We start from the raw sequence: 26,299 nt of genomic DNA, 5'->3' as shown, positions 1-26,299 counted from the left end.
GTAGCTTCCAGGCTAGAGGCTATTTAACCTCGCCGCCGGCTGCTTCGATCTTGCTTTTAGCGCTTGCAGACACTTTGTCTACAGACACAACAAGTTTCACCTTAAGGTCGCCATCGCCCAGCACCTTAACCGGCTGGTTCTTGCGGACTGCACCCTTAGCAACGAGGTCAGTTGTTGTAACCTCGCCACCGTTCGGGTAAAGCTCTGTAAGCTTTGCGACGTTTACCACCTGGTATTCGGTGCGGAATGGATTCTTGAATCCACGCAGCTTTGGGGTGCGCATGTGCAGTGGCATCTGCCCACCCTCGAAGCCGGCCTTTACCTGGTAGCGTGCCTTGGTACCCTTGGTACCGCGGCCCGCGGTTTTACCCTTGGATGCTTCACCACGACCAACACGGGTCTTAGCTTTTTTAGCACCCGGGGCTGGACGCAGGTGGTGTGCCTTCAGAATCTGATCGCTCACGCGTCCACCTCCTCAACAGTAACCAGGTGACGAACTGTGTGCACGTAGCCACGGTTCTGCTTGTTGTCCTCACGCACAACGGTCTGGCCGATACGCTTCAGACCGAGACTGCGCAGGGTGTCACGCTGGTTTTGTTTTTCGCTGATTTTTGACTTTACTTGCGTAATCTTTAGGCTCTTTGCCATTAGGCACCTGCCTTCTTCGCAGCGGCAGCTGCTGCTGCCGCTTCTGCCTCAGCGCGCACGATGTGAGCAGGGGCTACCTGATCAAAGTCGAGGCCGCGACGCGCAGCAACAGAGCGTGGCTCTTCTAGCTGGCGCAGCGCAGCAACGGTTGCGTGCACGATGTTAAGAGTGTTTGATGAACCCAGTGATTTACTGAGTACGTCGTGAATACCTGCGCACTCAAGCACGGCACGCACAGGACCACCGGCGATAACACCGGTACCAGCTGATGCCGGACGCAGCAGCACTACGCCAGCGGCTGCCTCACCCTGCACAGGGTGAGGAATGGTCTTGCCAACGCGCGGAACGCGGAAGAAGTTCTTCTTAGCCTCTTCTACGCCCTTTGAGATTGCAAGTGGAACCTCTTTAGCCTTACCGTAGCCTACGCCAACGGTGCCGTCACCATCGCCAACAACAACGAGTGCTGTAAAGCTGAAGCGACGTCCACCCTTAACAACCTTAGAAACACGGTTGATGGTAACTACGCGCTCGAGGAACTGACTTTCGGTGCGCTCACGGTTGCCACCGCGCTGACCACGCTGACCACGCTCACGACCACCGCGTGACTCGCGTGAGTCACCGCGGTTCTCCTGCTGCTGGGTTTCACCCTGCTCAGCAGTTTTGACCTCTGCAGACACTTCCTGCTCCTTCGTTTCGTTGCTCACAGGCTCAGACCTGCCTCACGAGCACCCTCGGCTACGGCAGCGACGCGACCCGCGTACTTGCTGCCACCACGGTCAAACACAACCGCGGTTACGCCTGCGCTCTTTGCGCGTTCAGCTACGAGCTCGCCAACCTTACGAGCCTGAGCGGTTTTGTCGCCCTCAAAGGCGCGCAAATCCGCTTCCATGGTGGATCCTGATACCAGGGTGTGACCCTTGGTGTCATCAATGACCTGGACAAACACGTGACGGTTTGAACGAGTTACTGAGAGACGTGGACGCTCTGCAGTGCCAACGATACGCTTGCGCAGGCGTGCGTGACGGCGGATACGAGCTGCCGAACGACCCTTTGCACGGGTTTTTGCTACGGCCATGGTTACTTACCAGCCTTTCCAGCCTTGCGGCGTACAACCTCGCCAGCGTAACGAATACCCTTGCCCTTGTATGGCTCTGGCTTCTTCAGCTTGCGAATATTAGCGGCAACCTCACCAACAGCCTGCTTGTCAATGCCTGAGACTGTGATCTTGTTGCTGCCCTCAACCTGCAGGGTAACACCCTCAGGCGCCTCGAAAGCAACCGGGTGTGAGAATCCGAGAGCAAGCTCAAGGCCTGTTCCCTTCTGCTGCACACGGTAACCGGTGCCAACAACCTCGAGTGACTTTGAGTAGCCCTCGGTGACGCCGATGATGTTGTTAGCGATCAGGGTGCGGGTGAGACCGTGCAGCGCACGAGAGTCACGCTCGTCGTTTGGACGAGTTACCAGCACCTGACCGTCTTCAAGTGATACTGCGATAGGTGATGCAACGTTGAGTACGAGCTCACCCTTCGGACCTTTTACTGCTACCTGCTGGCCGTTGACGGTAACGGTCACACTAGCTGGCACAGCAATAGGAAGCTTTCCAATACGTGACATAACGGATTACCAAACGTAAGCGAGAACTTCGCCGCCTACGCCCTTCTGCTCGGCCTCACGGTCAGTCAAAAGACCAGAGGAAGTGGACAGGATAGCAATACCGAGGCCGCCAAGTACCTTTGGCAGTTCGGTTGAGCGTGCGTAAACGCGCAGACCTGGCTTTGATACACGCTTGATGCCCTCAATTGAGCGTTCACGGTTAGGTCCGTATTTCAGGGTCAGAGTGATCTCGGTGCCAACACGAGCGTCAGCTACCTTCCAATCAGCAATGTAACCCTCACGCTTCAGAATATCTGCGATGCCCTCTTTTAGTTTTGAGCCTGGCAGAGAAACTGACTCGTGGTGTGCCGAGTTGGCGTTGCGCAGTCTGGTCAGCATATCTGCGACCGGATCTGTCATCGTCATAGTTTCTTCTTTCTCGCCTGGTTTCGCCTGACCGTGCACGGTCGGCGACCTTGGTGTGTCGTTGGAGCTGGGGCGAATCTACGGGTTTAACCCCGTAAACACGCTGACGCTGGCGTCACACAAAACAGTTTTTGTGTGACCCCAGCCCAACGTTGGATATTTATTTATGCGTCAGCCTTGAACGGGAAGCCGAATGCGCGAAGCAGTTCACGGCCCTCGTCGTCGGTCTTTGCGGTGGTTACAACTGTAATGTCAAAACCACGCACTCGATCAATCTTATCAACATCGATCTCGTGGAACACACTCTGCTCGGTCAAACCGAAGGTGTAGTTGCCGTTTCCGTCGAACTGCTTTGGGCTGAGTCCACGGAAGTCACGGATACGAGGCAGTGCCAGGTTGATGAGACGATCAAGGAATTCCCACGCACGGTCACCGCGCAGTGTCACGTGAGCACCAATTGCTTGGCCCTCACGCAGTTTGAACTGCGCAATTGACTTGCGTGCACGGTTGATCTGAGGCTTCTGACCGGTGATCTTGGTCAGGTCAGCGACAGCGCCCTCAATCACCTTACCGTCACGAGCTGCGTCACCAACACCGGTGTTCACAACAACCTTTACAAGGCCTGGAACCTGGTGTGGGTTAGCGTAGCCGAACTTTTCGGTGAGCTGAGCGATGATTTCGCTGCGGTACTTCTGCTTCAGACGAGGCTGGACTTTTGCAGCAGCTGTATCAGTGCTCATTCGGGATGTCCTTTCCAGATTTCTTTGCGTAGCGGACGCGAACGGTCTTCTTAACGCCGTTTCGCTCAACCACTTCTTCGCGGAAACCAACGCGGGTTGGCTTCTTTGTTTCTGGGTCTACAACGGCAACGTTTGAGACGTGAATCGGGGCCTCAACGGTCTCGATGCCACCCTCTTTGCTGCCGCGGTCTGACTGGCCAACACGGTTGTGCTTGGTAACGAGGTTGATGCCCTCAACAACCACACGGTTGCTCTCGGTCAGAACCTCGATAACACGACCCTGCTTGCCACGGTCACCGCCGCGCTCCTTAGAAGCGCCGGTAATAACCTCAACCAGATCGCCCTTGCGAATCTTACTTGCCATGGGTTAGATCACCTCCGGTGCGAGCGAAACGATCTTCATGAACTTCTTGTCACGAAGCTCACGGCCAACCGGGCCGAAGATACGAGTTCCGCGTGGCTCGCCGTCATTCTTCAAGATAACGGCGGCGTTTTCATCAAAGCTGATGTATGAGCCGTCTGGGCGACGAGTCGCCTTCTTGGCACGTACAACAACAGCTTTCACAACCTCACCCTTCTTGACGTTGCCACCTGGGATTGCATCTTTAACAGTTGCAACGATGGTGTCGCCAAGACCTGCGTAGCGGCGGCTTGATCCCCCGAGTACGCGAATGGTGAGCAACTCTTTAGCGCCGGTGTTATCGGCAACCCTAAGTCGGGATTCCTGTTGAATCACTTTGTTACTCCTTTATTGAGCAAGCCCTAAAGCTTACTTCGCCTTCTCGAGGATTTCAACCAGTCGCCAGTGCTTGGTTGCACTGAGCGGACGGGTCTCGTGAATGAGCACGAGATCGCCAATACCTGCTGTGTTGGCTTCGTCATGTGCCTTCACCTTTTTGGTGGTGCGCATAACCTTGCCGTACAGTGGGTGCTTCTTGCGGTCTTCAACCTCTACAACAATGGTTTTATCCATTTTGTCGCTAACCACGTAACCGCGAAGCGATTTACGGTACGGGCGCTGTTCCTGTGCGACATCAGCCATCTTTAGGCCTCCTTCGTCTCAGCGGCGTCGTCCGCCTGCTTTTTGGTTTTGGTTTCTGTAACTGCGCCAGGGGTTGCACGGATCCCAAGCTTACGCTCGTTGAGCACGGTGTAAATGCGTGCAATGTCACGCTTTACCTGACGTACTCGGCCGTGGTGCTCAAGCTGGCCAGTCGCTGACTGGAAACGCAGGTTGAAGAGCTCAGCCTTGGCTTTTTTCAGTTCTTCGGTCAGACGCTCGTTCTCGAAAGTATCGAGCTCGGTGATTGCGAGATCTTTGCTACCGATAGCCATTACGCATCACCCTCCTCACGCTTGATAATGCGTGCTTTCAGCGGCAGCTTGTGGATTGCGCGGGTGAGAGCCTCGCGAGCGAGCTGCTCATCTACACCGGCCACCTCAAACAACACGCGACCTGGTTTAACATTTGCTACCCACCACTCTGGTGAACCCTTACCGGAACCCATACGGGTTTCAGCTGGCTTCTTGGTCAGCGGGGTGTCTGGGTAGATGTTGATCCACACCTTACCGCCACGCTTGATGTGACGTGTCATCGCGATACGAGCTGACTCGATCTGACGGTTGGTCACATAGGCTGGGGTAAGTGCCTGGATTCCAAGCTCACCGAAGTTGACCTTGGTGCCACCCTTGGCAGCGCCTGAGCGCTTTGGGTGGTGCTGTTTACGGTACTTGACTCGACGGGGAATCAGCATGCTTAGTTCTCCGCTCCTGCTGCGGCAGGCGCAGCGTTCTTCGCGTTCTCACGACGAGGTCCGCGACGGCGATCACCGCGCTCGCGCGAAGGCTTCTTAGCAGCCTCTTCACGTGCGAGCTCCTTGTTGGTGATGTCACCCTTGTAGATCCAAACCTTCACACCGATGCGGCCGAAGGTAGTTTTTGCTTCATAGAAACCGTAGTCGATGTTGGCGCGCAGAGTATGCAGCGGCACACGACCTTCACGGTAGAACTCAGAACGGCTCATCTCAGCGCCGCCGAGACGGCCAGACACCTGGATACGAATACCCTTGGCACCTGCGCGCTGAGCACCCTGCAGACCCTTACGCATTGCGCGACGGAATGCAACACGAGCAGCGAGCTGCTCTGCGATGCCCTGCGCAACGAGCTGTGCGTCTGCCTCTGGGTTTTTCACCTCGAGGATGTTGAGCTGAATCTGCTTGCCGGTCAGCTTCTCCAGCTGAGCACGAACGCGCTCAGCCTCAGCGCCGCGGCGACCGATAACGATACCCGGACGTGCTGAGTGAATATCAACACGAACACGGTCACGGGTGCGCTCGATCTGGATTCGGCTAACACCAGCACGATCAAGTGTGTTTGAAAGGTGCTGACGGATCTTAGCGTCCTCTGCGAGGTAATCAGCGTAGCGCTGTCCTGGCTTTGTTGAGTCAGAGAACCAGCGTGAAACGTGGTCTGTTGTTACCCCGAGGCGGAAGCCATAGGGATGAATTTTCTGGCCCATTATTTGGCTCCCTTCTTCGCTGCATCAGCTGATTCTGGAGTTGCCAGAACCACTGTGATGTGGCTGGTGCGCTTGTTGATGCGGAAAGCCCGTCCCTGTGCACGAGGGCGGAAACGCTTCAGCGTTGCTCCCTCGTCAACGAAGGCGCGAGCCACTACCAGCTCGTCCTCGTTGAGACGCAGGTTTTCGTTATCAGCTTTTACCCGTGCGTTAGCAACAGCAGAGGCAACAAGCTTGTAGATTGGCTCAGACGCTGCCTGCGGCGCGAACTTGAGGATGGCGAGTGCTTCTTGAGCGTTCTTGCCACGGATCAGGTTCACGACGCGGCGGGCTTTCTGAGGTGTAACGCGGATATGACGCACGCGTGCGATCGACTCCACCATTTTTCTTCCTCCTTCACGTCACCGCGATTAGCGGCGACGGCCCTTCTTGTCGTCTTTCACGTGACCGCGGAAAGTTCGTGTTGGAGCGAACTCACCCAGCTTGTGACCGACCATGGTCTCGGTAACAAACACAGGAATGTGCTTGCGGCCGTCGTGCACTGCAATGGTGTGGCCGAGCATAGCTGGCACAATCATTGAGCGGCGTGACCATGTTTTGATGACGTTGTTGGTGCCGGCTTCGTTCTGTGCAATTACCTTGTCAAGCAGGTGATTGTCAACGAAGGGACCCTTCTTTAGACTGCGAGGCATTTTATTCTCCTACCTACTTGATTAGCGTTTCTTGCCAGTTGGACGGCGGCGGACGATGTACTTATCGCTCTCTTTGTTCGGGCGACGGGTACGTCCCTCTTTCTGACCCCACGGGCTAACCGGGTGACGACCACCTGAGGTGCGGCCTTCACCACCACCGTGTGGGTGGTCAACAGGGTTCATTACAACACCACGAACGGTTGGGCGTACACCCTTCCAGCGCATACGGCCAGCTTTACCCCAGTTGATGTTTGACTGCTCAGCGTTGCCCACCTCACCGATGGTTGCGCGGCAGCGTGCATCAACGTTGCGGATCTCACCTGATGGCAAGCGCAGCTGTGCGTATGGACCGTCTTTCGCAACGAGACGAACTGAGGTGCCTGCTGAGCGGGCGAGCTTAGCTCCGCCGCCCGGGCGCAGTTCGATCGCGTGGATCACGGTACCGGTTGGGATGTTGCGCAGCGGCATGTTGTTGCCTGGCTTGATGTCAGCGCCAGCGCCAGACTCTACGATATCGCCCTGCTTCAGCTTGTTAGGAGCGATGATGTAGCGCTTGGTGCCGTCAACATAGTGCAGCAGCGCAATGCGAGCGGTACGGTTCGGGTCGTACTCAATGTGAGCAACCTTAGCGTTTACACCGTCCTTGTCGTGACGACGGAAGTCGATCACGCGGTACTGGCGCTTGTGGCCACCACCGATGTGACGGGTTGTAATGCGACCCTGGTTGTTACGACCACCGGTTTTTGGCAGCGGACGCAGCAGTGATTTTTCTGGGGTTGAGCGGGTGATCTCAGCGAAATCGGCAACGCTCGAACCACGACGACCAGGAGTCGTCGGTTTGTACTTTCGAATAGCCATAGTTTTTCCTTGTTCGCTTTCGACCTATTACGACGCGCTAAAGACGTCGATGGATCCGCTCTTCAGGGTAACAATCGCACGCTTGGTGTCTTTGCGCTTGCCGATTCCGAAACGGGTGCGGCGAGCTTTACCCTGGCGGTTGAGGGTGTTAATCTTGTCAACTTTTACGTTGAAGATTGACTCAATCGCGAGCTTAATCTCTGTTTTGTTAGCTGTTGGCTGCACCTCGAAGGTGTACTGACCGTTGCGGTCAATCAGGCCGTAGCTTTTTTCGGTCAGAATTGGACGAATGATTACGTCGTGCGGATTCTTGTTCAGGCTCATGGGTTACGCCTCCTTCGCAGCACGCGCTGCAACGAAACCGTCGAATGCAGCCTTGGTGAACACGAGATCATCGCTCACAACCACGTCATACGCGTTGAGCTGATCGAACGCCAGCACGTGCACGTTTGGCAGGTTGCGCACAGACAGCACAGTGTTGTCCTCTGAGCGCTCAACAACCACGAGCACACGACGACCAACAGTTACGTTCTGCAGGTACTCGCGAGCTGTTTTAGTGCTTGGCTTGTCGTCGATTCCGAAGCTGTCAACAACGTGCAGACGGCCGCCGCGAACGCGGTCAGACAGTACGCCGTTGAGAGCAGCAGCGATCATCTTCTTAGGTGTGCGCTGTGAGTAATCACGTGGCACTGGACCGTGCACAACACCACCGCCGCGGTGCTCAGGCTGACGGATAGAACCCTGACGGGAACGACCGGTGCCCTTCTGCTTGAACGGTTTACGGCCTGAGCCAGAAACCTCACCGCGAGTCTTGGTCTTGTGTGTACCCTGGCGTGCCGCAGCGAGCTGCGCGGTTACGACCTGGTGGATAAGTGGAACGTTAGTCTCAACGTTGAACAGGCTCTCAGGCAGCGAAACCTCGCCGGCCTTCTTGCCCGCAGCGTCAAGAACGTCAAGCTTTGATACGGTTGCCATAGTTAGGCTCCCTTCACAGCGTTGCGGACAAATACGAGACGACCACGCGGGCCCGGAACAGCACCCTTAACCAGGATGACGTTCTTATCAGCGTCAACCGCGTGAACGGTGAGGTTCTGTACGGTGACTCGCTCGCCACCCATACGACCAGCCATGCGCTGTCCCTTGAAAACGCGACCTGGGAAGGACGCGCCACCAATAGAACCAGGCTTACGGTGGTTACGGTGCTGACCGTGTGATGCGCCCACGCCCTTGAAGTTGTGGCGCTTCATGGTGCCAGCGAAGCCCTTGCCCTTTGAAGTTCCGACAACGTCGATCTTCTGGCCGGCCTCAAATGTTTCAGCAACGGTCAGTTCCTGACCGAGCTCGTAGTCGGCAGCGTCAGCGGTGCGCACCTCGGTGAGGTGGCGACGCGGGGTAACGCCTGCCTTAGCAAAGTGACCAGCCGCTGGCTTGGTTACCTTGCGTGGGTCAATCTGGCCGGCAGCGATCTGAATAGCGCTGTAGCCGTCGAGTTCTGGGGTGCGGATCTGGGTAACCACGTTCGGAGCTACCTCAATAACGGTCACTGGTACAACAGCGCCGTTCTCATCCCACACCTGGGTCATGCCAAGCTTTGTGCCCAGCAGACCTTTAACAGTCTTGTTGGTTACTGCAGACATGATTCCTCTTATAGCTTGATCTCGATGTTGACGTCAGCCGGCAGGTCGAGACGCATCAGCGAATCAACAGCCTTCGGGGTTGGATCGACGATGTCGATCACGCGCTTGTGTGTGCGCTTTTCGAAGTGCTCGCGGCTGTCCTTGTATTTGTGTGGTGAACGAATAACTGCGATCACGTTCTTCTCTGTTGGAAGTGGCACAGGGCCGATCACAGTAGCTCCGGCACGGGTAACCGTGTCAACGATCTTGCGTGCAGAGCTGTCAATGACCTCGTGGTCATATGACTTTAGTCGAATGCGGATTTTTTGTCCCGCCATGTGACTCTCTCTTTCTATCGCGTCATACCATCGCTTGTGGGCGTGGCATTGGACGTCTTACGGCAGCTGGCTGCGTTATGCAACTAGCCGATTCTGTCAATCCGTGACTGGCACGGACCGCCGCGCGAGCACAGCAACAAGCAGGCCGTTAAATTAACAGCTGCCTGGCGCGTCTACCCGTGGGCGGCATCGTCCGCTGCGAGCGGCACAAAAAGCGCACAAACTCACAGTGATTCAAGCGCACCAAAGAAATTCAGGCGCAGAAGTACTGAACTTAGCTATTCTCCCACAACTTTAAGCTTCTTTGCAACCCGGGCGTGTCGCCCACTTTTCGGCTGCTAGCGCTGTTTTTTCGGGAACACTGCTGGCAGCGCAGCGGGCAGCAGGCGCGGCAGGTTGAGATAGCACAGCAGGATCACGGATCCACCCGCCAAAAGCACCGCAAAGGCAAGCGGCCCCTGCCAGACGGCGCTGAGCAGACCGAGCGCAACGGCGGCCGCGGTAAACCCGGCGGTGATCGCGGATGCGGTAAGGTGACTCATGCCGAGCTGCTGTAGGCGCTGGTAGGCGTGCTCACGGTGTGCCTCATGCCATTTGGCGCCGCGGCGGATCCGTCTCACCAGCGTCCATCCGACGTCACCAAAGTAGATCACCAGCGGCGAGATTGCAGCGAGCAGCGGGGATCCGGCGAGCAGGGCCGCGAAGCTGAGGCTCACCAGCACGGTTCCCAGGAGGTAGCTGCCGACGTCGCCGAGGAAGCCGTAGCCGAGCAGGTTCCACGGCAGGAAGCCGAGGAACGCGGCGGCGGTGATTGCGCCGGCGATTGCGAGCGCGGGGCTGTGCAGGTGGGTGCCGAGCAGCCAGAAGCAGACGCCGCCGATAATGCCGTGCAGGGCGCTGATTCCGTTGAGGCCGTCCATGAAGTTGGCGACGTTAATAAAACTGGAGATGAACGGGATTCCGAACAGCACCGTCAGGATCGCGGCGAGCGGCGGCGGGCTCGCGAGCGCAACCAGTAACACAGCGATAAGAATCGCGGCGAGCAGCTGCAGCGCCGAGCGGGATTTCACGCTGAGGCCGCGCAGGTCCTCGATTAGGCCGAGCACAACGGTGAGGTTTAACACCGCAAACAGCGTGGCGGCGAGGAGCCAGGATCCACCCGCGGCACTGGCGCCTGACCCCGCAGTGCTAAACACCGCACCGAACACCGCGCCGAACACCCCGATGTTGAGCAGTCCCGCGCCGATCACCGCGAGTGAGGCGATTAGCATCGCCGCCCACACCGCGATGCCGAGACCGCGAACAACCGTGACGGTGTGTGAGGAGCGCGCGTTTGGCACATCAAACACCCGGAACCGCACCAGCAGCGCCCGCACAACCGGTGTTAGCAGCGCGCTGATTATCAGCGTGCCGGCGGCGGTTAGCAGCGTTGGTGTGGTTAGTGATGCGGTCACGGTGTTATGCCTTTTGTAGTCGCTCAAACCAGCCGTCGTGGTCGAGCACCTCGGGGGTTATGGACTTAACCTTAGCGTGTGAAATCTTCGGGTGGAAGGGGCGCTCGTCGCCCTCGCCGCGGCCAACCAGTTCCTCGTGCAGTTTTTCGCCCTCGCGCAGGCCAGTGAACACGATCTCAATGTCTTTGCCGGACTGCGCGATCATCCGCTTAGCAACGTCGAGGATCTTCACCGGCTCCCCCATGTCGAGGATCAGCACCTCAGCTGGTCGCCCGATACCGCCCGCCTGGATCACCAGCTGACACGCCTCCGGGATGGTCATAAAGAACCTGGTCACCTCCGGGTGGGTCACCGTGATCGGACCACCCGAGGCGATGAGTTTCTCGAAGGTGGGGAGCATGGATCCGCGACTGCCGATAACGTTGCCGAAGCGCACCGACAGGTATCGCTCGCCGGTTTCACCGGCCATCCAGGCGGTTAGTTTCTCGGCGACGCGCTTTGAATGCCCGAGCACGCTTGTCGGGTTGGCGGCCTTGTCGGTTGAAATGTTGACGAAGGTTTTAACGCCGGCGGCGCGGGCTGCACGCAGCACGTTGAGGGTGCCCTGGATGTTGGTTTTCCAAGCCTCCTCCGGGTACTGTTCAAGCATCGGCAGGTGTTTCAGCGCGGCCGCGTGGAACACAACCTCCGGGCGGCGCTCTAAGAAGATCTGTTCAAGCGCTTCAGCGTCACGTATATCGTTGAGCACAACTTCTTTGGTGTCGAGCAGACCGTTACCGCGGATTGAAATCTGGGTCGTCTGCAACGCACTCTCATCGCGGTCAAGCATAATCAGTTCGGAGGGAGCAAACTGGGTGAGCTGCCTGCAGAGTTCAGAACCGATGGATCCACCCGCCCCCGTCACCAGCACCCGCTTACCCTGCAGGTAGTGCGCGATTGAGGAGGTTTCGAGCCTCACCGGGTGTCTGCCGATCAGATCCTCGATTGATAGCGCGCGCACGTCCTCGAACGCTTTTGTGCCGTTGAGGATCTGGTCCACCGGCGGCATCACCATGACGTCAACGCCCGCCGCGTCACAGTAGTTGCTGACGCGCCTGAGCATCGCAGCGTCGGCGTCTCCGATACAGACGATCAGTTTTGAAGCACGATACTTGTTTGCGACCTCGGCTACGTCCTCCAGTTTGCCGAGCACGCGCACACCGCGCACCTCAACGTTCTTTTGGGTGTCACTGTCGTCGAGGAAGCCGACCGGCAGGTAGGCGGCAACCTGGTCGGTGAGCAGCCTCCGAGCGGTGATACTGCCGGCGTATCCGGCGCCGTAGACGAGGGTGCGTTCCGCCTCAGCGCCCGGCTTTAACCGGTTTTCGTGGTTAATGCGGGTGAGGTAGCGCACGAAGCCCATAATGCTGCAGGCTACCGGCGCCGCGATTATGACGGTGCTACGCGGGATCCCGTGCCCGTAACCGACCGCGTAGGCGAGCACCCAGGTTGGCACCATCACCGCTGTCGTGCAGAGCACAAGCGCCCGCACCTCGTCGAAGCTCGACACCGCGTAGCGTCTACGATAGAGCCAGAACAGCCAACCGAGCCCGAGCTGTAGCAGCACGGCAGCGCCGATTACCAGCGCCGTCCACTGTGGGTTGATCCGCCCGAAATCAAAGTCAAAGCGCAAAATTAGTGCGACAAAGATAGCTAGCGCCCAGGCAACGCTGTCTACCAGCATAAATAGTGCGCCGCTGCGCGCAGCACCGGGTGGCGGTGCTGAGGGTTTAAATGTTGCCACTACTTTTCTCTCCGGTTTCCTTACCCTATAGATGTTAGCGCTTTCAGCTTGTATTTAGGTGCAGACCCGGGTTTATGCGGAATAATGTTTTGTGGGTGGATCACGCAAGCTTGCGTGCCCACACTGTGTTAGGCACTCAAATTGGGTGCGGCACACTACGAGAAAGGGGGGCTCTTATGGGTCTGGAAGAGATTAAAGGCAAGATTGGCGACCTCACCGAGAAGGGTAAGGATGCGCTGAAGAGCGACAAGGCAGAGTCTGTTTCTGACAGCGTGCTTGACGGCGCAGCTAACCTGGCTAACAAGGTTACCGGCGGCAAGTTCGAGGATAAAATCGAGGACGTTCGCAAGAACCTCGACGACAAGATCGGCGAGTAATCTAACTGTTTGGCTGGCATCAGTTGCCAGCTATCGGTGAGGCTTTAGGCTCCGGGGCGGTTAACACCTCGGGGCCTTTTTGTGTGTGGATCCCCGGATCCACCCGCGAATTAGGGTTAAGTGTCAAAATGTGTGGCATCGGCCGGGCGTGTCTAACGCCCGGCCCACCCTTTTCTAACCCAAATACCCTCTTCAAACATCGCCTCGTCCTGGAAGTGCTGGACTGTTAACTTTTGCTCGGTTTTCTTCGCTTCCTGCTTACCTAACGCGCGTGCCCGCTCGTATGCGTCTTTCCCGTAGTTCTGCCGAGCAGCGATTACTACCGGATCCTCACACCCCTCAGTGTGCAGGTAAAGCAACCATTCCGCAGCCCGCCTTCGATGCTCGGGCGTTCTTCCCCGGTGCAAACGATTAAACAGTTTGATAAGCGAGTTAAGACTCTCAACACTGTTTGTAGTACTAGCCGCCGCTGCTGGACTGTCTTGCCTGTCAAACAGTAAATACTTGAACAGATGCCCCCTTTTCAACGGAGTCATCACCGAGTTATATGCATCACGCGTGTTCTTGTGAGTAAACCACCACCTTTGATCACTGCGAACATATCTTGGTACTTCCTCCCTGCGCACCTGGTTACGGTAAGTACGCTCGTTTAACCATTTGGCGTGTTTATGGTAGGCGCGCCTGAACTCTATTTCCCATGCCTGAGCCTGCTCGATTGTGGTTATATGAAGCAGATAGCGGGCAAGCTTTTGCAGATCACGGCCAGCCTGAGTTCTAGGCCGTAACGTTACCAGCTGGGTTACCCGGCTTCTTATATGGAACAAGCAACGTTGTATTACAACCTCTGGCATATCAGTTTCTAAAGCCCGTAAAGCACCATAGTTACCGTCGGTAATCACCATCACCGGTGGAACAATCCTGCCTAACAGTCGTTGATAGTTGAGCTTGTTTTCACGCTTACACCACTGCCAGGCAAGCACATGCTCACTGTTACGGGCGATAAGCAGGCAGTCAGAACGACCGAAATAGGTGCCGTCAATCATCACTTGGTCATAGATCTCACCGGTCTGTAAGGGACGTGGTGGTGTAACAAACCAAAACATTTGGAACTTACGGGCAAGGGTGCTGCGTGAGACGCCGGATGCTGCAGCTAGCTCGTTAAGCAAGGGCTTTCTTACTGATCCAGGTTATAAACAGTTGAAACAAGACTGCAGAGGATTTGTCTGTTCTTCTGCGTATGGTTGAAGCGCCGCAGATTCGGCATGTCCAACGAGTGCGTTTCGTTGTTGGGTGTACCCCGTTTTTGTGCATTGGTTTGCTGCAGATATCGCTCTTAGGTCGGTTAGTTGTCACCCTCTAACGGTGTCAGAATGTCACTAGCATAAAAACGCTTATTGGTGTTGAATAGTCGTTGAATAATGGTTCGGCTATTATTCACCCCTGGTTTCGCTTGTGATTACAGGGCAGAACCGGGATTTATGCCACACTTTATGACACTAATCCCAAAGCTTATCGTGCAGCTCACACACGCTGACAGCTAACACCCCAGCCCCGCCAGTGGATAGCGAAAGGGCTCCGTGCCGAAGCACGGAGCCCTTTTTATGAACCTGACAGTTCAGATCTTGGGTAAGTGACCTTACTTGATGATCTTGGTTACGGTACCAGCACCTACGGTACGGCCACCCTCACGGATAGCGAAGCCGAGGCCCTCCTCCATAGCGATTGGCTGGATCAGCTCAACGCTCATGTCGGTGGTGTCACCAGGCATAACCATCTCGGTTCCCTCTGGGAGTGAGATAACACCGGTTACGTCAGTGGTACGGAAGTAGAACTGTGGACGGTAGTTGGTGAAGAATGGGTTGTGGCGTCCGCCCTCTTCCTTCTTCAGGATGTATGCGCTGCCCTCGAAGTTGGTGTGAGGGGTGATTGAGCCTGGCTGTACAACAACCTGGCCACGCTCTACATCTTCACGCTTGGTTCCGCGGAGCAGCAGACCACAGTTCTCGCCAGCCCAAGCCTCGTCGAGCTGCTTGTGGAACATCTCGATACCAGTAACGGTGGTCTTCTGGGTTGGACGCAGACCTACGATCTCAACCTCAGAGTTGATAGCCAGGGTACCACGCTCGGCACGGCCGGTAACAACAGTTCCACGACCGGTGATTGTGAATACGTCCTCAATTGGCATGAGGAATGGCTTGTCTTTGTCACGTACTGGGTCAGGAATGCTCTCGTCAACAGCGTTCATGAGCTCGAGAATTGACTCGGTCCACTTCTCGTCACCCTCGAGTGCCTGGAAGCCTGATACGCGAACTACAGGAGCGTTGTCACCGTCGAAGCCGTTCTTTGAAAGCTCTTCACGAACCTCCATCTCAACGAGCTCGAGCATCTCCTCGTCATCTACCATGTCACACTTGTTGAGTGCAACGAGCAGGTATGGAACACCAACCTGCTTAGCGAGCAGGATGTGCTCCTTTGACTGTGCCATCAGACCGTCGGTTGCAGCAACCACGAGGATTGCGCCGTCCATCTGAGCAGCACCGGTGATCATGTTCTTGATGTAGTCAGCGTGACCTGGAGCGTCAACGTGTGCGTAGTGACGCTTCTCGGTCTCGTACTCTACGTGAGAAATGTTAATGGTAATACCACGCTGGCGCTCCTCCGGAGCTGAGTCAATGGTATTGAAGTCGCGCTGTACGTTGGTCTCTGATGGGAACTTGTCAGCAAGTACCTTAGAGATAGCCGCAGTCAGGGTGGTCTTACCGTGGTCAACGTGACCGATGGTACCGATGTTTACGTGCGGCTTTGTGCGCTCGAACTTAGCCTTCGCCACTATGGTCCTCCTCAGGACATCTCGTGCATCGCCACCCCACGACGGATTTCGCGGGAACGATGCAGCATTTTGTATTTATGATACTAACTCTGCCAGCCGATTGCCAACAGAGCCGCTGTGTGCCAGGGAAAATTAACCTGGCACACAGCTTCCGGGCGATGGTTAAGCGCCCTGAGCTTTCTGAATGATCTCATCCGCAACGTTCTTTGGAACCTCAGCGTATGAGTCAAACACCATTGAGAACACCGCACGACCACTGGTCTTTGAGCGGAGATCACCAATGTAACCAAACATTTCAGACAGTGGCACAAGCGCGCGCACTACCTTAACACCCGATGCGTCTTCCATCGACTGCACCTGACCACGACGTGAGTTCAGGTCGCCGATAACGTCACCCATGTACTCCTCTGGGGTACGAACCTCAACAGCCATTACTGGCTCGAGCAGAACAGGGTTTGCTTTGCGGGCTGCCTCTTTGAACGCCATTGAGCCGGCGATCTTGAAGGCCATTTCAGATGAGTCAACGTCGTGGTACTGACCGTCAAGCAGGGTTGCTTTCACGCCAACGACTGGGAATCCGGCGAGAATACCGTACTCCATTGCGTCCTGGATACCAGCGTCAACTGATGGGATGTACTCACGTGGCACACGACCACCGGTCACCTTGTCTTCGAAGGTGTAGATGTTGTCACCCTCTACCTCAAGTGGCTCGATCGCGATCTGTACCTTCGCGAACTGACCGGATCCACCGGTCTGCTTCTTGTGAGTGTATTCGTGCTTGTCAACGGTGCCGCGAATGGTTTCACGGTAGGCAACCTGTGGCTTACCAACGTTTGCCTCAACCTTGAACTCGCGCTTCATGCGGTCAACAATAATGTCGAGGTGCAGCTCGCCCATACCCGCGATAACGGTCTGGCCGGTTTCTGCGTTCAGGCTGACGCGGAATGTTGGATCCTCTTCCGCGAGCTTCTGGATCGCGGTTGACATCTTCTCCTGGTCGCCCTTGGTCTTTGGCTCCACAGCAACCTCGATAACAGGCTCTGGGAAGGTCATTGACTCAAGCACAACCTGGTTGTTTGGATCACACAGGGTGTCACCGGTTGTTGTGTCTTTCAGACCGATAACCGCGTAGATGTTACCAGCGGTCAGCTCGTCAACAGGGTTCTCCTTGTTGGCGTGCATCTGGAAGATTTTACCGATACGCTCTTTCTTACCCTTGGTTGAGTTAACAACCTGCGCACCTGACTCAGCTTTACCTGAGTAAACACGCACATAGGTGAGACGACCGAAGAACGGGTGCACAGCAACCTTGAAGGCGAGCGCAGAGAATGGCTCGTCAGCTGCTGGCTTGCGCTCGATAACCTTCTCCTCGTCACGCACATCGTGCGCCTGGATGGATCCGATATCAAGCGGGTTAGGCAGGTAATCGACAACCGCGTCAAGCATTGGCTGGATGCCGCGGTTCTTGAACGCTGATCCACAGAACACTGGGAAGATTTCGTTCTTCACAACGAGCTTGCGGATCGCACCCTTGATTTCGTCGATTGTCAGTTCCTGACCGTCAAAGTACTTCTCAAGCAGTGCTTCGTCACTCTCAGCAACAGTCTCAACGAGCTGGGCGCGGTATTCTTCGGCCTTCTCTTTGAGATCCGCTGGGATCTCCTGCACCTCGTACTCGGCGCCGAGGGTTACGTCACCCTTGGCGTCGCCTGGCCAAACGAAGGCCTTCATTGAGAGCAGGTCGACAACACCAACAAAGTCAGCCTCTGCACCGATTGGCAGCTGCATAACCAGTGGCTTTGCACCAAGACGGCTAACGATTGTGTCTACTGTGAAGTAGAAATCGGCGCCCATCTTGTCCATTTTGTTAACGAAGCAGATACGAGGAACCTCGTACTTGTCTGCCTGACGCCACACTGTCTCAGACTGTGGCTCTACACCCTCTTTACCGTCGAACACAGCCACTGCGCCGTCAAGGACGCGCAGTGAACGCTCCACCTCAACGGTGAAGTCAACGTGGCCAGGGGTGTCAATGATGTTAACCTGGTTGCCGTTCCAGAAACAGGTAACAGCAGCAGAAGTGATGGTGATACCACGCTCTTTCTCCTGCTCCATCCAGTCGGTTGTTGACGCACCGTCGTGGGTCTCACCGAGCTTGTGGTTAACACCTGTGTAGAACAGGATACGTTCGGTTGTTGTGGTCTTACCGGCATCAATGTGAGCCATGATGCCAATGTTGCGGACCTTATTCAGGTCGGTGAGCACGTCTTGTGCCACGGGGTACTCCTCTTTTTGGAAGTGAAAGTTTTTAGATTAGCTGGTGGATCCTGCTGGGGCGCCGCTTGTGACGACGCCCCGTCACAGTGATTACCAGCGGTAGTGAGCAAACGCGCGGTTTGACTCAGCCATCTTGTGAGTGTCTTCACGGCGCTTCACAGCGGCACCGAGGCCGTTTGATGCGTCGAGGATCTCGTTGGTAAGACGCTCAGTCATGGTGTGCTCGCGACGTGCTTTTGCGTAGCTGGTCAGCCAGCGCAGCGCCAGAGTGTTAGCGCGGTGTGGCTTAACCTCAACCGGAACCTGGTAGGTGCTACCACCAACGCGGCGTGACCTAACCTCCAGGGTTGGACGAACGTTGTCGAGCGCCTTCTTGAGCACGCTAACAGCGTCCTGACCGGTCTTCTCTGCTACAGCTTCGAGTGCACCGTAAACGATGCGCTCTGCCAGTCCTTTTTTGCCGTCAAGCAGGATCTTGTTTACGAGCTGGCTCACAACCGGTGAACCGTAAACCGGATCAGCTACTACCTGGCGCTTTGGAGCAGGGCCTTTACGTGGCATTACTTCTTCTCCTTCTTTGCACCGTAGTGGCTGCGAGCCTGCTGGCGGCCCTTCACAGCCTGTGTATCAAGCGCGCCACGCACAATGCGGTAACGCACACCCGGGAGGTCCTTCACACGACCACCGCGCACGAGCACCATTGAGTGCTCCTGCAGGTTGTGGCCCTCACCAGGGATGTAGGCGGTAACCTCGGTTCCGTTTGAAAGCTTCACACGAGCTACCTTGCGCATAGCTGAGTTAGGCTTCTTCGGGGTTGTGGTGTACACACGGGTGCATACGCCACGCTGCTGAGGGTTCGCTTTCAGCGCGGGAGCCTTGGTCTTTGAGACCTTTGGCTTACGGCCTTTGCGAACCAGCTGCTGAATTGTAGGCAACTTGTTCTCCTTGTTAGTGCTGCACGGTGACAGCTTGTACTGAATATTTCAGCGTGCAACTGCTTGCAGTTGCAACCTGCTGTTTGCAAAACAAACTGGTGCAGGTATGCCGTGGGGGTGTAACTCTTTGAGTCAGTGACCCTGATGAAAACTCAGGTGGCTTGTGATACGTATGCACCACAAAACATTGGCAGAATTCACCGTTATCTAGCCTACTGGTTGTTGACCGGCAATGCAAGCCGAGTAGCTGTGACACTCCCCTACAGATATTCCAAGCAGATACACCAAGAAGATAAACCAAGAGGGCGGCCCCTTTTAGGTGACCGCCCTCTGTTGTGGTGTTTTACCGTTTAGCTTTAGCTGTTTTCGCTAACGCCCGCGCTGCGGCGACGGGTAATCACAACAGCACCGGCGAGCATCAGCGCCAGCGCAGCAATCGCTCCAAACGCTGGGGTTTCTGAACCGGTCTTAGCCAGCTGCTTAGCACCGCCTGCAGCTGGTGCGCCAGCTGCAGGCTGCTTCTGGTCAGCGCCGGTGTTACCGGTGATGCCAGGAACAACGCTAGCGGCTGCTTTAGCGCGAACAACGAGCTGCTGCTTCAGCTCCAGAGCAGCTGCCCTGGCGACAACAGTGTGTGTGCCAGCGGTTGTGTTCTCTGGAACCTTGAAGCTGAAGGTTGCAACGCCGTTGGCGTCAGCCTTTACCTTGCCCAGGGCAACAGGGGTTGAGTGCAGTTCGAACGCAACCTCGGTGCCTGGAACCAGCCCGGTAACCTTCGCCTCAACGGTGTCACCAACAACAGCCTCGCTCACTGAAAGCTTCAGCGCTGCCGCAGGCACCGGTGTTGCAGGGTTTGCAGGGGTGCTTGGCTCAGCAGGGGTTGCTGGCTTCGCGGTTACTGTAACCTTGGCGGCTGCGCTCTCCGATGCCAGGTACTTTGTGTCGTCAAGCGGCTTGAACTTGGCAACCACTGAGTGCTCGCCAGCCTTGAGGGCGTTGGTTGTCAGCTCGTATCCATCAGCGTTGTCGAAAACAGCGTTGCCAATTGAGGTGCCGTCAACGAAGATCTCAACGGTGCCGAGTGCCTGTACTGGCTTCACTGCTACCTTGATAACAACGTTCGATCCTTCCTCAGCGGTTTCTGGAACGGTGACGGTGGTGGTTGTCTCAGCGGCTGGTGGAACCGGCTTAACCAGGTTTACCGGCACGAACAGTTCCTGCTGCGGAGCAACAGCGCCTGATGCTGGGTAGGTGTATACACCGATCTTGCCGCCCTCTACACCCTTGGTGATCTCAGGTGCGGTGAGGGTCCAGGAGAAGGTTCCGTCGGTGCCCAGTGTGATGCGCTGACCCTGGAAGCGTGGCTTCAGGTCAGCTGACAGTGCGTTAAACGCTGCGTCGGTGAGAGCCCAGCGAACCTGCTCAGCTGGGCGTGTCTCAGCTGCTGCACCTGTTGATGGCTTCCACTGCTCAGCGAACTGGCCGAATGCAACGTATGCACCAGCTGGCTGGCCAGCGAGTGGTGGGCGGGTGCCCTTGATTCCCTCTGGGTCGAAGCCGGATCCCTTAACAACGATGGTGTCGCCAGGGTTTACCACGCTGTCACCCAGCGGGGTTGAGCCGTCAGCCTTGAATACCTCAAGCCTTGGTGTGTAAACAACCGCTGGCGGAGCCTCGGCAACGTTTACGGTGACAGCAGCTGATGGAGCAGACTGCTTGAAGTTCTTAGTGTCTGTTGGAACGAAAACAGCAACCAGGTTGTGCGCGCCAACCGAGAGGCCAGAAACGTTGAACTTAGCGGTGCCGTTGTTTACAGCCTCGCTGGCGACGATCTTGTCACCCTCTTTCAGCTGCACCGTACCAACTGCCTCAGCGGGGGTCACGGTTGCAGTCAGAGCAGCAGACTCGTTTGACTTAATATCTGCCTTGTCAACAGCGAGGGCTGTGTTGGTCTCAACTGCCTTTTTGATTGGCAGGGTGACATTGAATTTCGCTTCAAGCACTGTGCCTGGAGACCAATATCCTGCAAAACCTTTAGCGCCTTCTTCTGTGATAGCACTCTTGGTAACAACATAGCTGACACTTTTATCTGTTACCTGAGGCTGAGCAAGAGTGAGGTTAGAAAACAGTACACCCTTTTGCTCGATGTAATCGCCCGTAGCCAGGACACGGCTACGAACATCCACATAGAGATTTCCGGCGGTTGAGGTGGTTGCCTCGAAACGAGGGTTGGTGATTGTCAGGTCGAGCAAGCCACTATGGCCAGTCATGTGAACTCCGCCGGTGAAGCTGACATCGGCTGAGCTTCCGTCAGCAGCAACCGTTCCGGTACCGCCTTTCCAATTGTAGGCATCAGTCCCGATGGTTGTCGTTCCAATGGTATCAACTTTACCCTTTGCTCCACCGGTAATATAGTTGCGGAAGGAGTCTTTGATTCCCCATTCAAGCGTTGCTTCTGCAACGTTCTCGTTCTCTGCGGCTGCTGCCTGGCTGGGCAAGAAGATTGCACCGGTGAAGGCAACTGACGCAGCAACGAGAGCGCTCAGCAGCCGCTTTTTAGGGCTGTTAGCTGTTTGAGACATTGCTCTCCTATTTTCTGTGTTTTCGCGCGAACAGATTAAGCTAAGGTATTACTTACCTTCAATCCATTTTGGACTACTTGCGCAGAAAGGTCAATTGCTTTAAGACACAGCGCGTAACCTGTGTTTTTCTCTGATTTTTTTCTCGCGGTCTTACGGCGTGAGTTATCTAACGCGGGCGGCATACTGGTCCGCTACGGCCGCCACATCGTTGTTGTAGTCGATGCTCGGGTTGTAGGCTTTGATCGCGGTTATCCAGTTGCTTGCCTGAGTGAGTGTGCCGCCTGCTTCGCACAGCAGTGTTGCGGCTGATAGTGCCTGGTCGTCGATGCTGTCGATGTCTGCCCAGCCGTCTCCGTCGGCGTCTCTCGCGTATTGCCGCCAGGTTTCGGGAATGAACTGTAGTGGACCGACTGCGTGATCCCATTCGGGGTTGCCGTCTAGTAGGCCACCGTCAGTGTCTTTTGCGGCGATGAACTGTTCACCGGTGAGTGGTTCGCCGATGATGCGTGGCAGCGCCTGGCCTTTCTGATTCAATGCCGTGCCGGAGATAGTGCCGTGGTGGGTTTCTACGGCACCGACCGCCGCTAGAGTGTTCCATCCCATCTCGCACGCGGGCTGTTCTTTGTTTACGGTGAGTGTTGCTGCCGCGTATGCTTGCAGGGCTCGCTCAGGCACTCCGGTTGCGGCGGCAGTGTCTTTGATCCACTGTGGATCCGCGATCACCGCGATAAACGGTTTGCGTTTAATCGCCCCCGCTGGCCGTTCTGGTTCGGTTACTGGCAGCACTTCCGGCTGTGGCTGCTGCTGTTGTGCTTTTACGGCGGCGGCTTTTTGTGCTTTTTCTAGTGCCTGTTCGGCTTCGGCTTGGCTGCGCAGGTTGTTGTTGATTTCGTATGCGGCGTATCCGGTTGCGGCGATACCGACGGCGAGTGTGACGCCGATAGCGAGTTTCGCGTATTTTGAGGGTTTTGCTGTCTCGGTTTTATCTGCTGGTGCTTGAGAGCCACCGTCACCGGTTAACGCTGTTGCGTCGGCGATTAGCGCGTTGAAGCCTTTGGCTTCTGCTGGTTGTCGCTTGCTGGTCGGGGTCTGAGCGTTTTCTGGTGACGGCGGCTGTGTCATTTCTTGGTTGTTGGCGGTTTACCTGCTTGGTTTTTGGTGGGGTTAGCGTTTTATCTTTCTAGCCCGAGCACTGCAGCGGTTTCTGCCAGCACAGCCTCGGTTTTTTCGGCGCTGCTGTTGATGTTTGCGCCGTAAACACTGGCCTGTTTTTGGATTGCGCTCTGCCATTTGCCGTTGAACTCGTTCGGGAAGCAGCGTTTGAGCACGTCAAGCATCGCGTGAACCGCGGTTGATGCTCCCGGTGATGCGCCGAGCAAACCGGCGATTGTGCCGTCTTGGCTGGAGACGATTTCGGTGCCGAACTGTAGGATGCCGCCCTTGTTTGGGTCCTTTTTCATTACCTGTACACGCTGACCGGCGGTGATCATCTCCCAATCGTCAGCGTCTGCTGCAGGGAAGTAGTCACGCAGTGTCTCGATCTGTTTTTGCCTGCTGGCAAGCAACTCACCGAGCAGATATTTCTCGAGTGACCACTGGGTGAGGCCGACTTTGAGCATCGGGCCGAGGTTGTGTGCCCGAATGGATTTGAACAGGTCAAGATATGATCCATTTTTTAGGAAGTTCGGGCTGAAGCCTGCGTATGGGCCAAACAGTAGGCTTTCTTTGCCGTCAATGATTCGGGTATCAAGGTGCGGAACTGACATTGGCGGTGCGCCCACTTTTGCTTTGCCGTAGACCTTGGCGCGGTGCTGTTTAATCACCTCGGGGTTGGTGCAGCGCAGGAATTTACCACTGATCGGAAAGCCGCCGAAACCTGAAATCTCAGGGATTCCTGCAGACTGCAGCAGCGCGAGGGCACCACCGCCTGCTCCAACGAACACGAACTTGGCGCGCAGTGTGGTTTTTTTAGCGCCGGAAGCGTCTGCGACTGTCAACTCCCAGTTACCATCTGTTGTGCGCTTAACCTTTTTTACTCGTGAATTGAGGAACACTTCGCCGCCCTCGGCTGCGAGGTTGTCTACCAGCTGCCGGGTGATCTCACCGAAGTTCACGTCTGTGCCGCTGATTGAGCGGGTTGCCGCGATTTTTTGGCTTTTGTCTCGACGGTCGATGAGCAGCGGAGCCCACCCTGCGATCTGATCGGGGTCTTCGCTGTATTCCATGTCTGCGAACAGCGGCTCGTTTTTCAGGATCTCGTAGCGGCGACGCAGATAGTCGACGTTTGCTTCGCCCTCAACGAAGGTGAGGTGCGGGATTGTGTTGATGAAAGTTTTCGGGTTTTTGAGTTTACCGGCCTTTACCTGGTGTGCCCACCACTGGCGCGATAGTGTGTACTGTTCGTTAATTCCGATTGCTTTGTCTGCATTGAGGCTGCCGTCTTGACCCTCTGGCATGTAGTTGAGCTCGCAGAGTGCCGCGTGCCCTGTGCCCGCGTTGTTCCACGCGTTTGAGCTTTCTGTTGCGACTTCTCCCTGTGACTCTAGGAGCGCTACTGACCAGGTTGGTTCAAGGTCTTTGATTAGGGCGCTGAGTGTTGCACTCATGATTCCGCCACCGACTAATACTACATCAACTGTCTTTGTACTCACTCTAGCCATTCTACTCCTCTCCGGGCTGCCCTGCTGTCTTTAATTTTGCGATCCGCTGGCACGCTGCTTGGAGGGTGCTCGCCGTATGGTCGATGAAGTGTTTATACCCTAACCGCTCGGCCTCTTTTTTGCGCTGGTGTTTGGCGATAACCGCCCTAATCTCACCGGCGAGACTGAGCTCGCCTGCCGCGGCGACGGTGGGCGGCAGCGGGGAATCGTAGGCCGCACTGACGATTGCGAGCGCGATTGCAAGATCCGCCCCCGGGTCAAGCAGTTTAACCCCGCCGACGGTGCTGACGTAGACGTCTAGTGTGTGCAGTTTAATGCCAACCCGTTTTTCGAGGATCGCGAGAATCATGGCGAGCCTGGCTGGATCCACCCCGCTGGTGACTCGTCGCGGGTTTGGCCCGGAGCTGGGTGCGACAAGCGCCTGCACCTCGACAGGGATTGCACGTCGCCCCTCGATTGCGAGGGCGACGCAGGTGCCGCTCACCTCGGCGTTGGTGCCGCTGATGAACAGTTCGCTTGGATCCGTCACCTCGACGATGCCGGTTTCTCGCATCTCGAAGCAGCCGATCTCGTCGGTTGCGCCGAAGCGGTTTTTGAGGGTTCGTAGGAAGCGCAGCGTTGTCTGTTTGTCGCCCTCGAAGTGGCAGACAACATCAACCAGGTGTTCGAGTGTGCGGGGGCCTGCGACCGCGCCGTCTTTAGTGACGTGGCCGACGATAATAATCGGTGTGCCGCGATTTTTTGCAACCCGCACCAGCACCGAGGCAACCTCGCGTACCTGCGCGGGCCCGCCCGCGATGCCCTCAACGTCGGGGCTTGCGAGCGTCTGCACCGAGTCGACAATAATAAAATCAGGATCCGCCGACTCTATATAACCGAGCGCAACAGACAGGTCTGTCTCGGATGCGCAAAACAGGTTCTCTGCCAGGCAGCCGGTGCGCTCAGCCCGAAGCCGAATCTGCCCCGCCGACTCCTCACCGCTGATATACAGCACGCTCGCACCTGTCTCGGCAACACTCGCGGCGGCGCGCAAAAGCAACGTCGACTTGCCAACACCCGGCTCCCCCGACAGCAGGATTGCAGCGCCCGGAACAACACCGCCGCCGAGCACCCGATCGAACTCGGCGATGCCGGTCTGGCGTCGCATCACCGTGCTCGCGGGAACATCTCGCAGCCTGGCAGCCGTCACACTCGGCGGAGTTGCCGCCCGCGTACGCACGCCCGAGGAGAGCTGCGTCGTAGCCTGCTCAGCAGCCATCGAGCCCCACGCACCGCAGGATGCGCAGCGGCCGATCCACTTAGCAGCCTTGTAACCGCAGTCACCACAAACATAAGAAGCTCGCTGTTTAGCCATGTATAACAGAATAGGTGAAGCTAGGGACGTTTTGGTACCGATTCAGGTTTCACCCAATATAATGGTTTGTTAGGGTGGCGTGTCCGAGCGGCCGAAGGTGCGACTCTCGAAAAGTCGTGTGTAGTAACCCTGCACCGTGGGTTCAAATCCCACCGCCACCGCTCTTGTAATGTCCCACTACACTGTTTATAAAAGTAGTGGGACATTAGCCGTATCTATTTGAAGAACCGCATAACCGATTCTGCTACCACCGCGGGTTCCGTGATGGGAACATTATGACCTGAGCGCTCTGCCGTTATAAAGCGAGAACCCGCGTGGTTTGCAACAGCCTGCTCGTGCGCACGCTGAATAATACCGCGCATTTTTTTACTCTCACCCGGCATAGTTAAAGCGCCCGAGATAAGAGCTAGCGGTGTTTTATCATCCAGATCGCTGGCAAATAGCTCTTCTAAACCGGTTCGCAGCAAATATATTTCAGCGGCTGATTCTCGTGCAGCATTAACCGTTGACGAGTGCTGCAGCGCTTTTTGGGTAAGTGGACAGATTGTGTGGCATTTCTTCCGCTGCTTCCCAGTGTTTCCATGCCCTGTAGAGGGGTTAAAGTTCCGGCGACTCAAC

General features: G+C 56.2%; 33 protein-coding genes and 1 tRNA gene. 2 read left to right on the top strand and 32 right to left on the bottom strand.

Annotation, left to right across the window (positions count from 1 at the left end; translation table 11 throughout):
* Positions 1-19: 19 nt before the first annotated feature.
* The 22 genes from rplO to EII30_RS01100 form a co-directional block, all read right to left on the bottom strand.
* A complete protein-coding gene (gene rplO, locus EII30_RS01205; RefSeq protein ID WP_124885515.1) occupies positions 20-463 on the bottom strand; it encodes a 50S ribosomal protein L15 in 444 nt (147 codons plus the stop codon).
* Entirely contained in the window at positions 460-648 is a 189-nt protein-coding gene (gene rpmD / locus EII30_RS01200; protein WP_124885514.1) for a 50S ribosomal protein L30, read from the bottom strand. Before rpmD ends, rplO begins: the two co-directional genes overlap by 4 nt.
* Complete coding sequence (rpsE, locus tag EII30_RS01195; protein WP_370266811.1) at positions 648-1,325, bottom strand: 30S ribosomal protein S5; 678 nt, start codon at positions 1,323-1,325, stop codon at positions 648-650. Before rpsE ends, rpmD begins: the two co-directional genes overlap by 1 nt.
* A 23-nt stretch (positions 1,326-1,348) precedes the next feature.
* On the bottom strand, positions 1,349-1,723 hold the full coding sequence (gene rplR, locus EII30_RS01190; RefSeq protein WP_124885512.1) for a 50S ribosomal protein L18: 375 nt from the start codon (positions 1,721-1,723) through the stop codon (positions 1,349-1,351).
* A 2-nt stretch (positions 1,724-1,725) separates the two neighbouring features.
* A complete protein-coding gene (gene rplF / locus EII30_RS01185) occupies positions 1,726-2,262 on the bottom strand; it encodes a 50S ribosomal protein L6 (protein ID WP_124885511.1) in 537 nt (178 codons plus the stop codon).
* A gap of 6 nt (positions 2,263-2,268) precedes the next feature.
* The gene (gene rpsH / locus EII30_RS01180) at positions 2,269-2,667 is read right to left on the bottom strand and encodes a 30S ribosomal protein S8 (protein ID WP_124885510.1); all 399 of its coding nucleotides are present in this window, start codon (positions 2,665-2,667) and stop codon (positions 2,269-2,271) included.
* 164 nt (positions 2,668-2,831) lie between these two features.
* The gene (gene rplE / locus EII30_RS01175) at positions 2,832-3,407 is read right to left on the bottom strand and encodes a 50S ribosomal protein L5 (RefSeq protein WP_124885509.1); all 576 of its coding nucleotides are present in this window, start codon (positions 3,405-3,407) and stop codon (positions 2,832-2,834) included.
* Entirely contained in the window at positions 3,397-3,771 is a 375-nt protein-coding gene (gene rplX / locus EII30_RS01170) for a 50S ribosomal protein L24 (protein WP_124885508.1), read from the bottom strand. The genes rplE and rplX overlap by 11 nt, the downstream gene beginning before the upstream one ends.
* A 3-nt stretch (positions 3,772-3,774) precedes the next feature.
* Complete coding sequence (gene rplN, locus EII30_RS01165) at positions 3,775-4,143, bottom strand: 50S ribosomal protein L14 (RefSeq protein WP_124885507.1); 369 nt, start codon at positions 4,141-4,143, stop codon at positions 3,775-3,777.
* A gap of 33 nt (positions 4,144-4,176) precedes the next feature.
* On the bottom strand, positions 4,177-4,449 hold the full coding sequence (gene rpsQ / locus EII30_RS01160) for a 30S ribosomal protein S17 (protein ID WP_124885506.1): 273 nt from the start codon (positions 4,447-4,449) through the stop codon (positions 4,177-4,179).
* Between the two features lie 2 nt (positions 4,450-4,451).
* Positions 4,452-4,742, bottom strand: a complete 291-nt coding sequence (rpmC, locus tag EII30_RS01155; protein ID WP_124885505.1) for a 50S ribosomal protein L29 — start codon at positions 4,740-4,742, stop codon at positions 4,452-4,454.
* Positions 4,742-5,161, bottom strand: coding sequence for a 50S ribosomal protein L16 (gene rplP / locus EII30_RS01150; RefSeq protein WP_124885504.1), 420 nt, complete (start codon positions 5,159-5,161; stop codon positions 4,742-4,744). Before rplP ends, rpmC begins: the two co-directional genes overlap by 1 nt.
* A gap of 2 nt (positions 5,162-5,163) precedes the next feature.
* Positions 5,164-5,925, bottom strand: a complete 762-nt coding sequence (rpsC, locus tag EII30_RS01145; protein ID WP_124885503.1) for a 30S ribosomal protein S3 — start codon at positions 5,923-5,925, stop codon at positions 5,164-5,166.
* A complete protein-coding gene (rplV, locus tag EII30_RS01140; protein ID WP_124885502.1) occupies positions 5,925-6,308 on the bottom strand; it encodes a 50S ribosomal protein L22 in 384 nt (127 codons plus the stop codon). Before rplV ends, rpsC begins: the two co-directional genes overlap by 1 nt.
* 27 nt (positions 6,309-6,335) lie before the next feature.
* Entirely contained in the window at positions 6,336-6,617 is a 282-nt protein-coding gene (rpsS, locus tag EII30_RS01135) for a 30S ribosomal protein S19 (RefSeq protein WP_124885501.1), read from the bottom strand.
* 21 nt (positions 6,618-6,638) lie between these two features.
* On the bottom strand, positions 6,639-7,475 hold the full coding sequence (rplB, locus tag EII30_RS01130; RefSeq protein WP_124885500.1) for a 50S ribosomal protein L2: 837 nt from the start codon (positions 7,473-7,475) through the stop codon (positions 6,639-6,641).
* 27 nt (positions 7,476-7,502) lie between these two features.
* Positions 7,503-7,799 carry a 50S ribosomal protein L23 gene (gene rplW / locus EII30_RS01125; protein ID WP_124885499.1) on the bottom strand — a complete coding sequence of 99 codons (297 nt, stop codon included), beginning with the start codon at positions 7,797-7,799 and terminating at the stop codon, positions 7,503-7,505.
* A gap of 3 nt (positions 7,800-7,802) precedes the next feature.
* Positions 7,803-8,450 (bottom strand): 50S ribosomal protein L4, encoded by a 648-nt coding sequence (gene rplD, locus EII30_RS01120; RefSeq protein ID WP_124885498.1) that lies wholly within the window; start codon positions 8,448-8,450, stop codon positions 7,803-7,805.
* A 2-nt stretch (positions 8,451-8,452) separates the two neighbouring features.
* Positions 8,453-9,112 (bottom strand): 50S ribosomal protein L3, encoded by a 660-nt coding sequence (gene rplC, locus EII30_RS01115; protein WP_124885497.1) that lies wholly within the window; start codon positions 9,110-9,112, stop codon positions 8,453-8,455.
* 8 nt (positions 9,113-9,120) lie between these two features.
* Positions 9,121-9,429: a 30S ribosomal protein S10 gene (gene rpsJ, locus EII30_RS01110; RefSeq protein ID WP_124885496.1), complete on the bottom strand. Its 309-nt coding sequence runs from the start codon at positions 9,427-9,429 to the stop codon at positions 9,121-9,123.
* 338 nt (positions 9,430-9,767) lie between these two features.
* The gene (locus EII30_RS01105) at positions 9,768-10,883 is read right to left on the bottom strand and encodes a UDP-phosphate alpha-N-acetyl-D-fucosaminephosphotransferase (RefSeq protein WP_233569228.1); all 1,116 of its coding nucleotides are present in this window, start codon (positions 10,881-10,883) and stop codon (positions 9,768-9,770) included.
* 4 nt (positions 10,884-10,887) lie between these two features.
* Positions 10,888-12,606 carry a nucleoside-diphosphate sugar epimerase/dehydratase gene (locus tag EII30_RS01100; RefSeq protein WP_124885694.1) on the bottom strand — a complete coding sequence of 573 codons (1,719 nt, stop codon included), beginning with the start codon at positions 12,604-12,606 and terminating at the stop codon, positions 10,888-10,890.
* A 236-nt stretch (positions 12,607-12,842) separates the two neighbouring features.
* Here EII30_RS01100 and EII30_RS01095 point away from each other — a divergent pair, with 236 nt between their 5' ends.
* Positions 12,843-13,043: an Rv0909 family putative TA system antitoxin gene (locus EII30_RS01095; protein ID WP_124885495.1), complete on the top strand. Its 201-nt coding sequence runs from the start codon at positions 12,843-12,845 to the stop codon at positions 13,041-13,043.
* Between the two features lie 152 nt (positions 13,044-13,195).
* Here the strand turns inward: EII30_RS01095 and EII30_RS01090 are convergent, their stop codons facing one another.
* The 9 genes from EII30_RS01090 to radA form a co-directional block, all read right to left on the bottom strand.
* Positions 13,196-14,209 carry an IS1249 family transposase gene (locus EII30_RS01090; protein WP_124885494.1) on the bottom strand — a complete coding sequence of 338 codons (1,014 nt, stop codon included), beginning with the start codon at positions 14,207-14,209 and terminating at the stop codon, positions 13,196-13,198.
* Positions 14,210-14,679: 470 nt separating this feature from the next.
* Positions 14,680-15,873, bottom strand: coding sequence for an elongation factor Tu (gene tuf, locus EII30_RS01085; RefSeq protein WP_124885493.1), 1,194 nt, complete (start codon positions 15,871-15,873; stop codon positions 14,680-14,682).
* A gap of 162 nt (positions 15,874-16,035) precedes the next feature.
* Positions 16,036-18,150: an elongation factor G gene (fusA, locus tag EII30_RS01080; RefSeq protein ID WP_124885492.1), complete on the bottom strand. Its 2,115-nt coding sequence runs from the start codon at positions 18,148-18,150 to the stop codon at positions 16,036-16,038.
* A 90-nt stretch (positions 18,151-18,240) separates the two neighbouring features.
* The gene (rpsG, locus tag EII30_RS01075; protein ID WP_124885491.1) at positions 18,241-18,711 is read right to left on the bottom strand and encodes a 30S ribosomal protein S7; all 471 of its coding nucleotides are present in this window, start codon (positions 18,709-18,711) and stop codon (positions 18,241-18,243) included.
* Positions 18,711-19,085 carry a 30S ribosomal protein S12 gene (gene rpsL / locus EII30_RS01070; protein ID WP_124885490.1) on the bottom strand — a complete coding sequence of 125 codons (375 nt, stop codon included), beginning with the start codon at positions 19,083-19,085 and terminating at the stop codon, positions 18,711-18,713. The genes rpsG and rpsL overlap by 1 nt, the downstream gene beginning before the upstream one ends.
* Before the next feature lie 356 nt (positions 19,086-19,441).
* Complete coding sequence (locus EII30_RS01065) at positions 19,442-21,667, bottom strand: HtaA domain-containing protein (RefSeq protein WP_124885489.1); 2,226 nt, start codon at positions 21,665-21,667, stop codon at positions 19,442-19,444.
* 162 nt (positions 21,668-21,829) lie between these two features.
* Positions 21,830-22,789: a lytic transglycosylase domain-containing protein gene (locus EII30_RS01060; RefSeq protein ID WP_124885488.1), complete on the bottom strand. Its 960-nt coding sequence runs from the start codon at positions 22,787-22,789 to the stop codon at positions 21,830-21,832.
* A gap of 50 nt (positions 22,790-22,839) precedes the next feature.
* Entirely contained in the window at positions 22,840-24,327 is a 1,488-nt protein-coding gene (locus EII30_RS01055; protein WP_199731532.1) for a malate:quinone oxidoreductase, read from the bottom strand.
* Position 24,328: 1 nt separating this feature from the next.
* Positions 24,329-25,681 carry a DNA repair protein RadA gene (gene radA, locus EII30_RS01050; protein WP_124885486.1) on the bottom strand — a complete coding sequence of 451 codons (1,353 nt, stop codon included), beginning with the start codon at positions 25,679-25,681 and terminating at the stop codon, positions 24,329-24,331.
* 73 nt (positions 25,682-25,754) lie between these two features.
* On the opposite strand from radA, the gene EII30_RS01045 reads away from it, so the two are divergent.
* Positions 25,755-25,842: transfer RNA gene (locus EII30_RS01045), tRNA-Ser, on the top strand.
* Between the two features lie 54 nt (positions 25,843-25,896).
* On the opposite strand, the gene EII30_RS09010 is transcribed toward EII30_RS01045, so the two are convergent.
* Positions 25,897-26,299, bottom strand: a 403-nt coding sequence (locus tag EII30_RS09010; RefSeq protein ID WP_233569227.1) for a hypothetical protein, incomplete at its 5' end; no start/stop codon positions are given.

The sequence above is a fragment of the Leucobacter sp. OH1287 genome, from assembly GCF_003859945.1.
Classification (GTDB): Bacteria; Actinomycetota; Actinomycetes; order Actinomycetales; family Microbacteriaceae; genus Canibacter.
This window is presented reverse-complemented; position numbering and strand designations above follow the sequence as displayed.

Bases quoted from the DNA above. Each gene is read 5' to 3' on its own strand.
- rpmD (WP_124885514.1), bottom strand. From the start codon at position 648: ATGGCAAAGAGCCTAAAGATTACGCAAGTAAAGTCAAAAATCAGCGAA.
- rplR (WP_124885512.1), bottom strand. From the start codon at position 1,723: ATGGCCGTAGCAAAAACCCGTGCAAAGGGTCGTTCGGCAGCTCGTATC.
- rplF (WP_124885511.1), bottom strand. From the start codon at position 2,262: ATGTCACGTATTGGAAAGCTTCCTATTGCTGTGCCAGCTAGTGTGACC.
- rpsH (WP_124885510.1), bottom strand. From the start codon at position 2,667: ATGACGATGACAGATCCGGTCGCAGATATGCTGACCAGACTGCGCAAC.
- rplE (WP_124885509.1), bottom strand. From the start codon at position 3,407: ATGAGCACTGATACAGCTGCTGCAAAAGTCCAGCCTCGTCTGAAGCAG.
- rplX (WP_124885508.1), bottom strand. From the start codon at position 3,771: ATGGCAAGTAAGATTCGCAAGGGCGATCTGGTTGAGGTTATTACCGGC.
- rpsQ (WP_124885506.1), bottom strand. From the start codon at position 4,449: ATGGCTGATGTCGCACAGGAACAGCGCCCGTACCGTAAATCGCTTCGC.
- rpmC (WP_124885505.1), bottom strand. From the start codon at position 4,742: ATGGCTATCGGTAGCAAAGATCTCGCAATCACCGAGCTCGATACTTTC.
- rplP (WP_124885504.1), bottom strand. From the start codon at position 5,161: ATGCTGATTCCCCGTCGAGTCAAGTACCGTAAACAGCACCACCCAAAG.
- rpsC (WP_124885503.1), bottom strand. From the start codon at position 5,925: ATGGGCCAGAAAATTCATCCCTATGGCTTCCGCCTCGGGGTAACAACA.
- rplV (WP_124885502.1), bottom strand. From the start codon at position 6,308: ATGGTGGAGTCGATCGCACGCGTGCGTCATATCCGCGTTACACCTCAG.
- rpsS (WP_124885501.1), bottom strand. From the start codon at position 6,617: ATGCCTCGCAGTCTAAAGAAGGGTCCCTTCGTTGACAATCACCTGCTT.
- rplB (WP_124885500.1), bottom strand. From the start codon at position 7,475: ATGGCTATTCGAAAGTACAAACCGACGACTCCTGGTCGTCGTGGTTCG.
- rplW (WP_124885499.1), bottom strand. From the start codon at position 7,799: ATGAGCCTGAACAAGAATCCGCACGACGTAATCATTCGTCCAATTCTG.
- rplD (WP_124885498.1), bottom strand. From the start codon at position 8,450: ATGGCAACCGTATCAAAGCTTGACGTTCTTGACGCTGCGGGCAAGAAG.
- rplC (WP_124885497.1), bottom strand. From the start codon at position 9,112: ATGTCTGCAGTAACCAACAAGACTGTTAAAGGTCTGCTGGGCACAAAG.
- rpsJ (WP_124885496.1), bottom strand. From the start codon at position 9,429: ATGGCGGGACAAAAAATCCGCATTCGACTAAAGTCATATGACCACGAG.
- EII30_RS01100 (WP_124885694.1), bottom strand. From the start codon at position 12,606: ATGCTGGTAGACAGCGTTGCCTGGGCGCTAGCTATCTTTGTCGCACTA.
- EII30_RS01095 (WP_124885495.1), top strand. From the start codon at position 12,843: ATGGGTCTGGAAGAGATTAAAGGCAAGATTGGCGACCTCACCGAGAAG.
- rpsG (WP_124885491.1), bottom strand. From the start codon at position 18,711: ATGCCACGTAAAGGCCCTGCTCCAAAGCGCCAGGTAGTAGCTGATCCG.
- EII30_RS01065 (WP_124885489.1), bottom strand. From the start codon at position 21,667: ATGTCTCAAACAGCTAACAGCCCTAAAAAGCGGCTGCTGAGCGCTCTC.
- EII30_RS01060 (WP_124885488.1), bottom strand. From the start codon at position 22,789: ATGACACAGCCGCCGTCACCAGAAAACGCTCAGACCCCGACCAGCAAG.
- EII30_RS01055 (WP_199731532.1), bottom strand. From the start codon at position 24,327: ATGGCTAGAGTGAGTACAAAGACAGTTGATGTAGTATTAGTCGGTGGC.
- radA (WP_124885486.1), bottom strand. From the start codon at position 25,681: ATGGCTAAACAGCGAGCTTCTTATGTTTGTGGTGACTGCGGTTACAAG.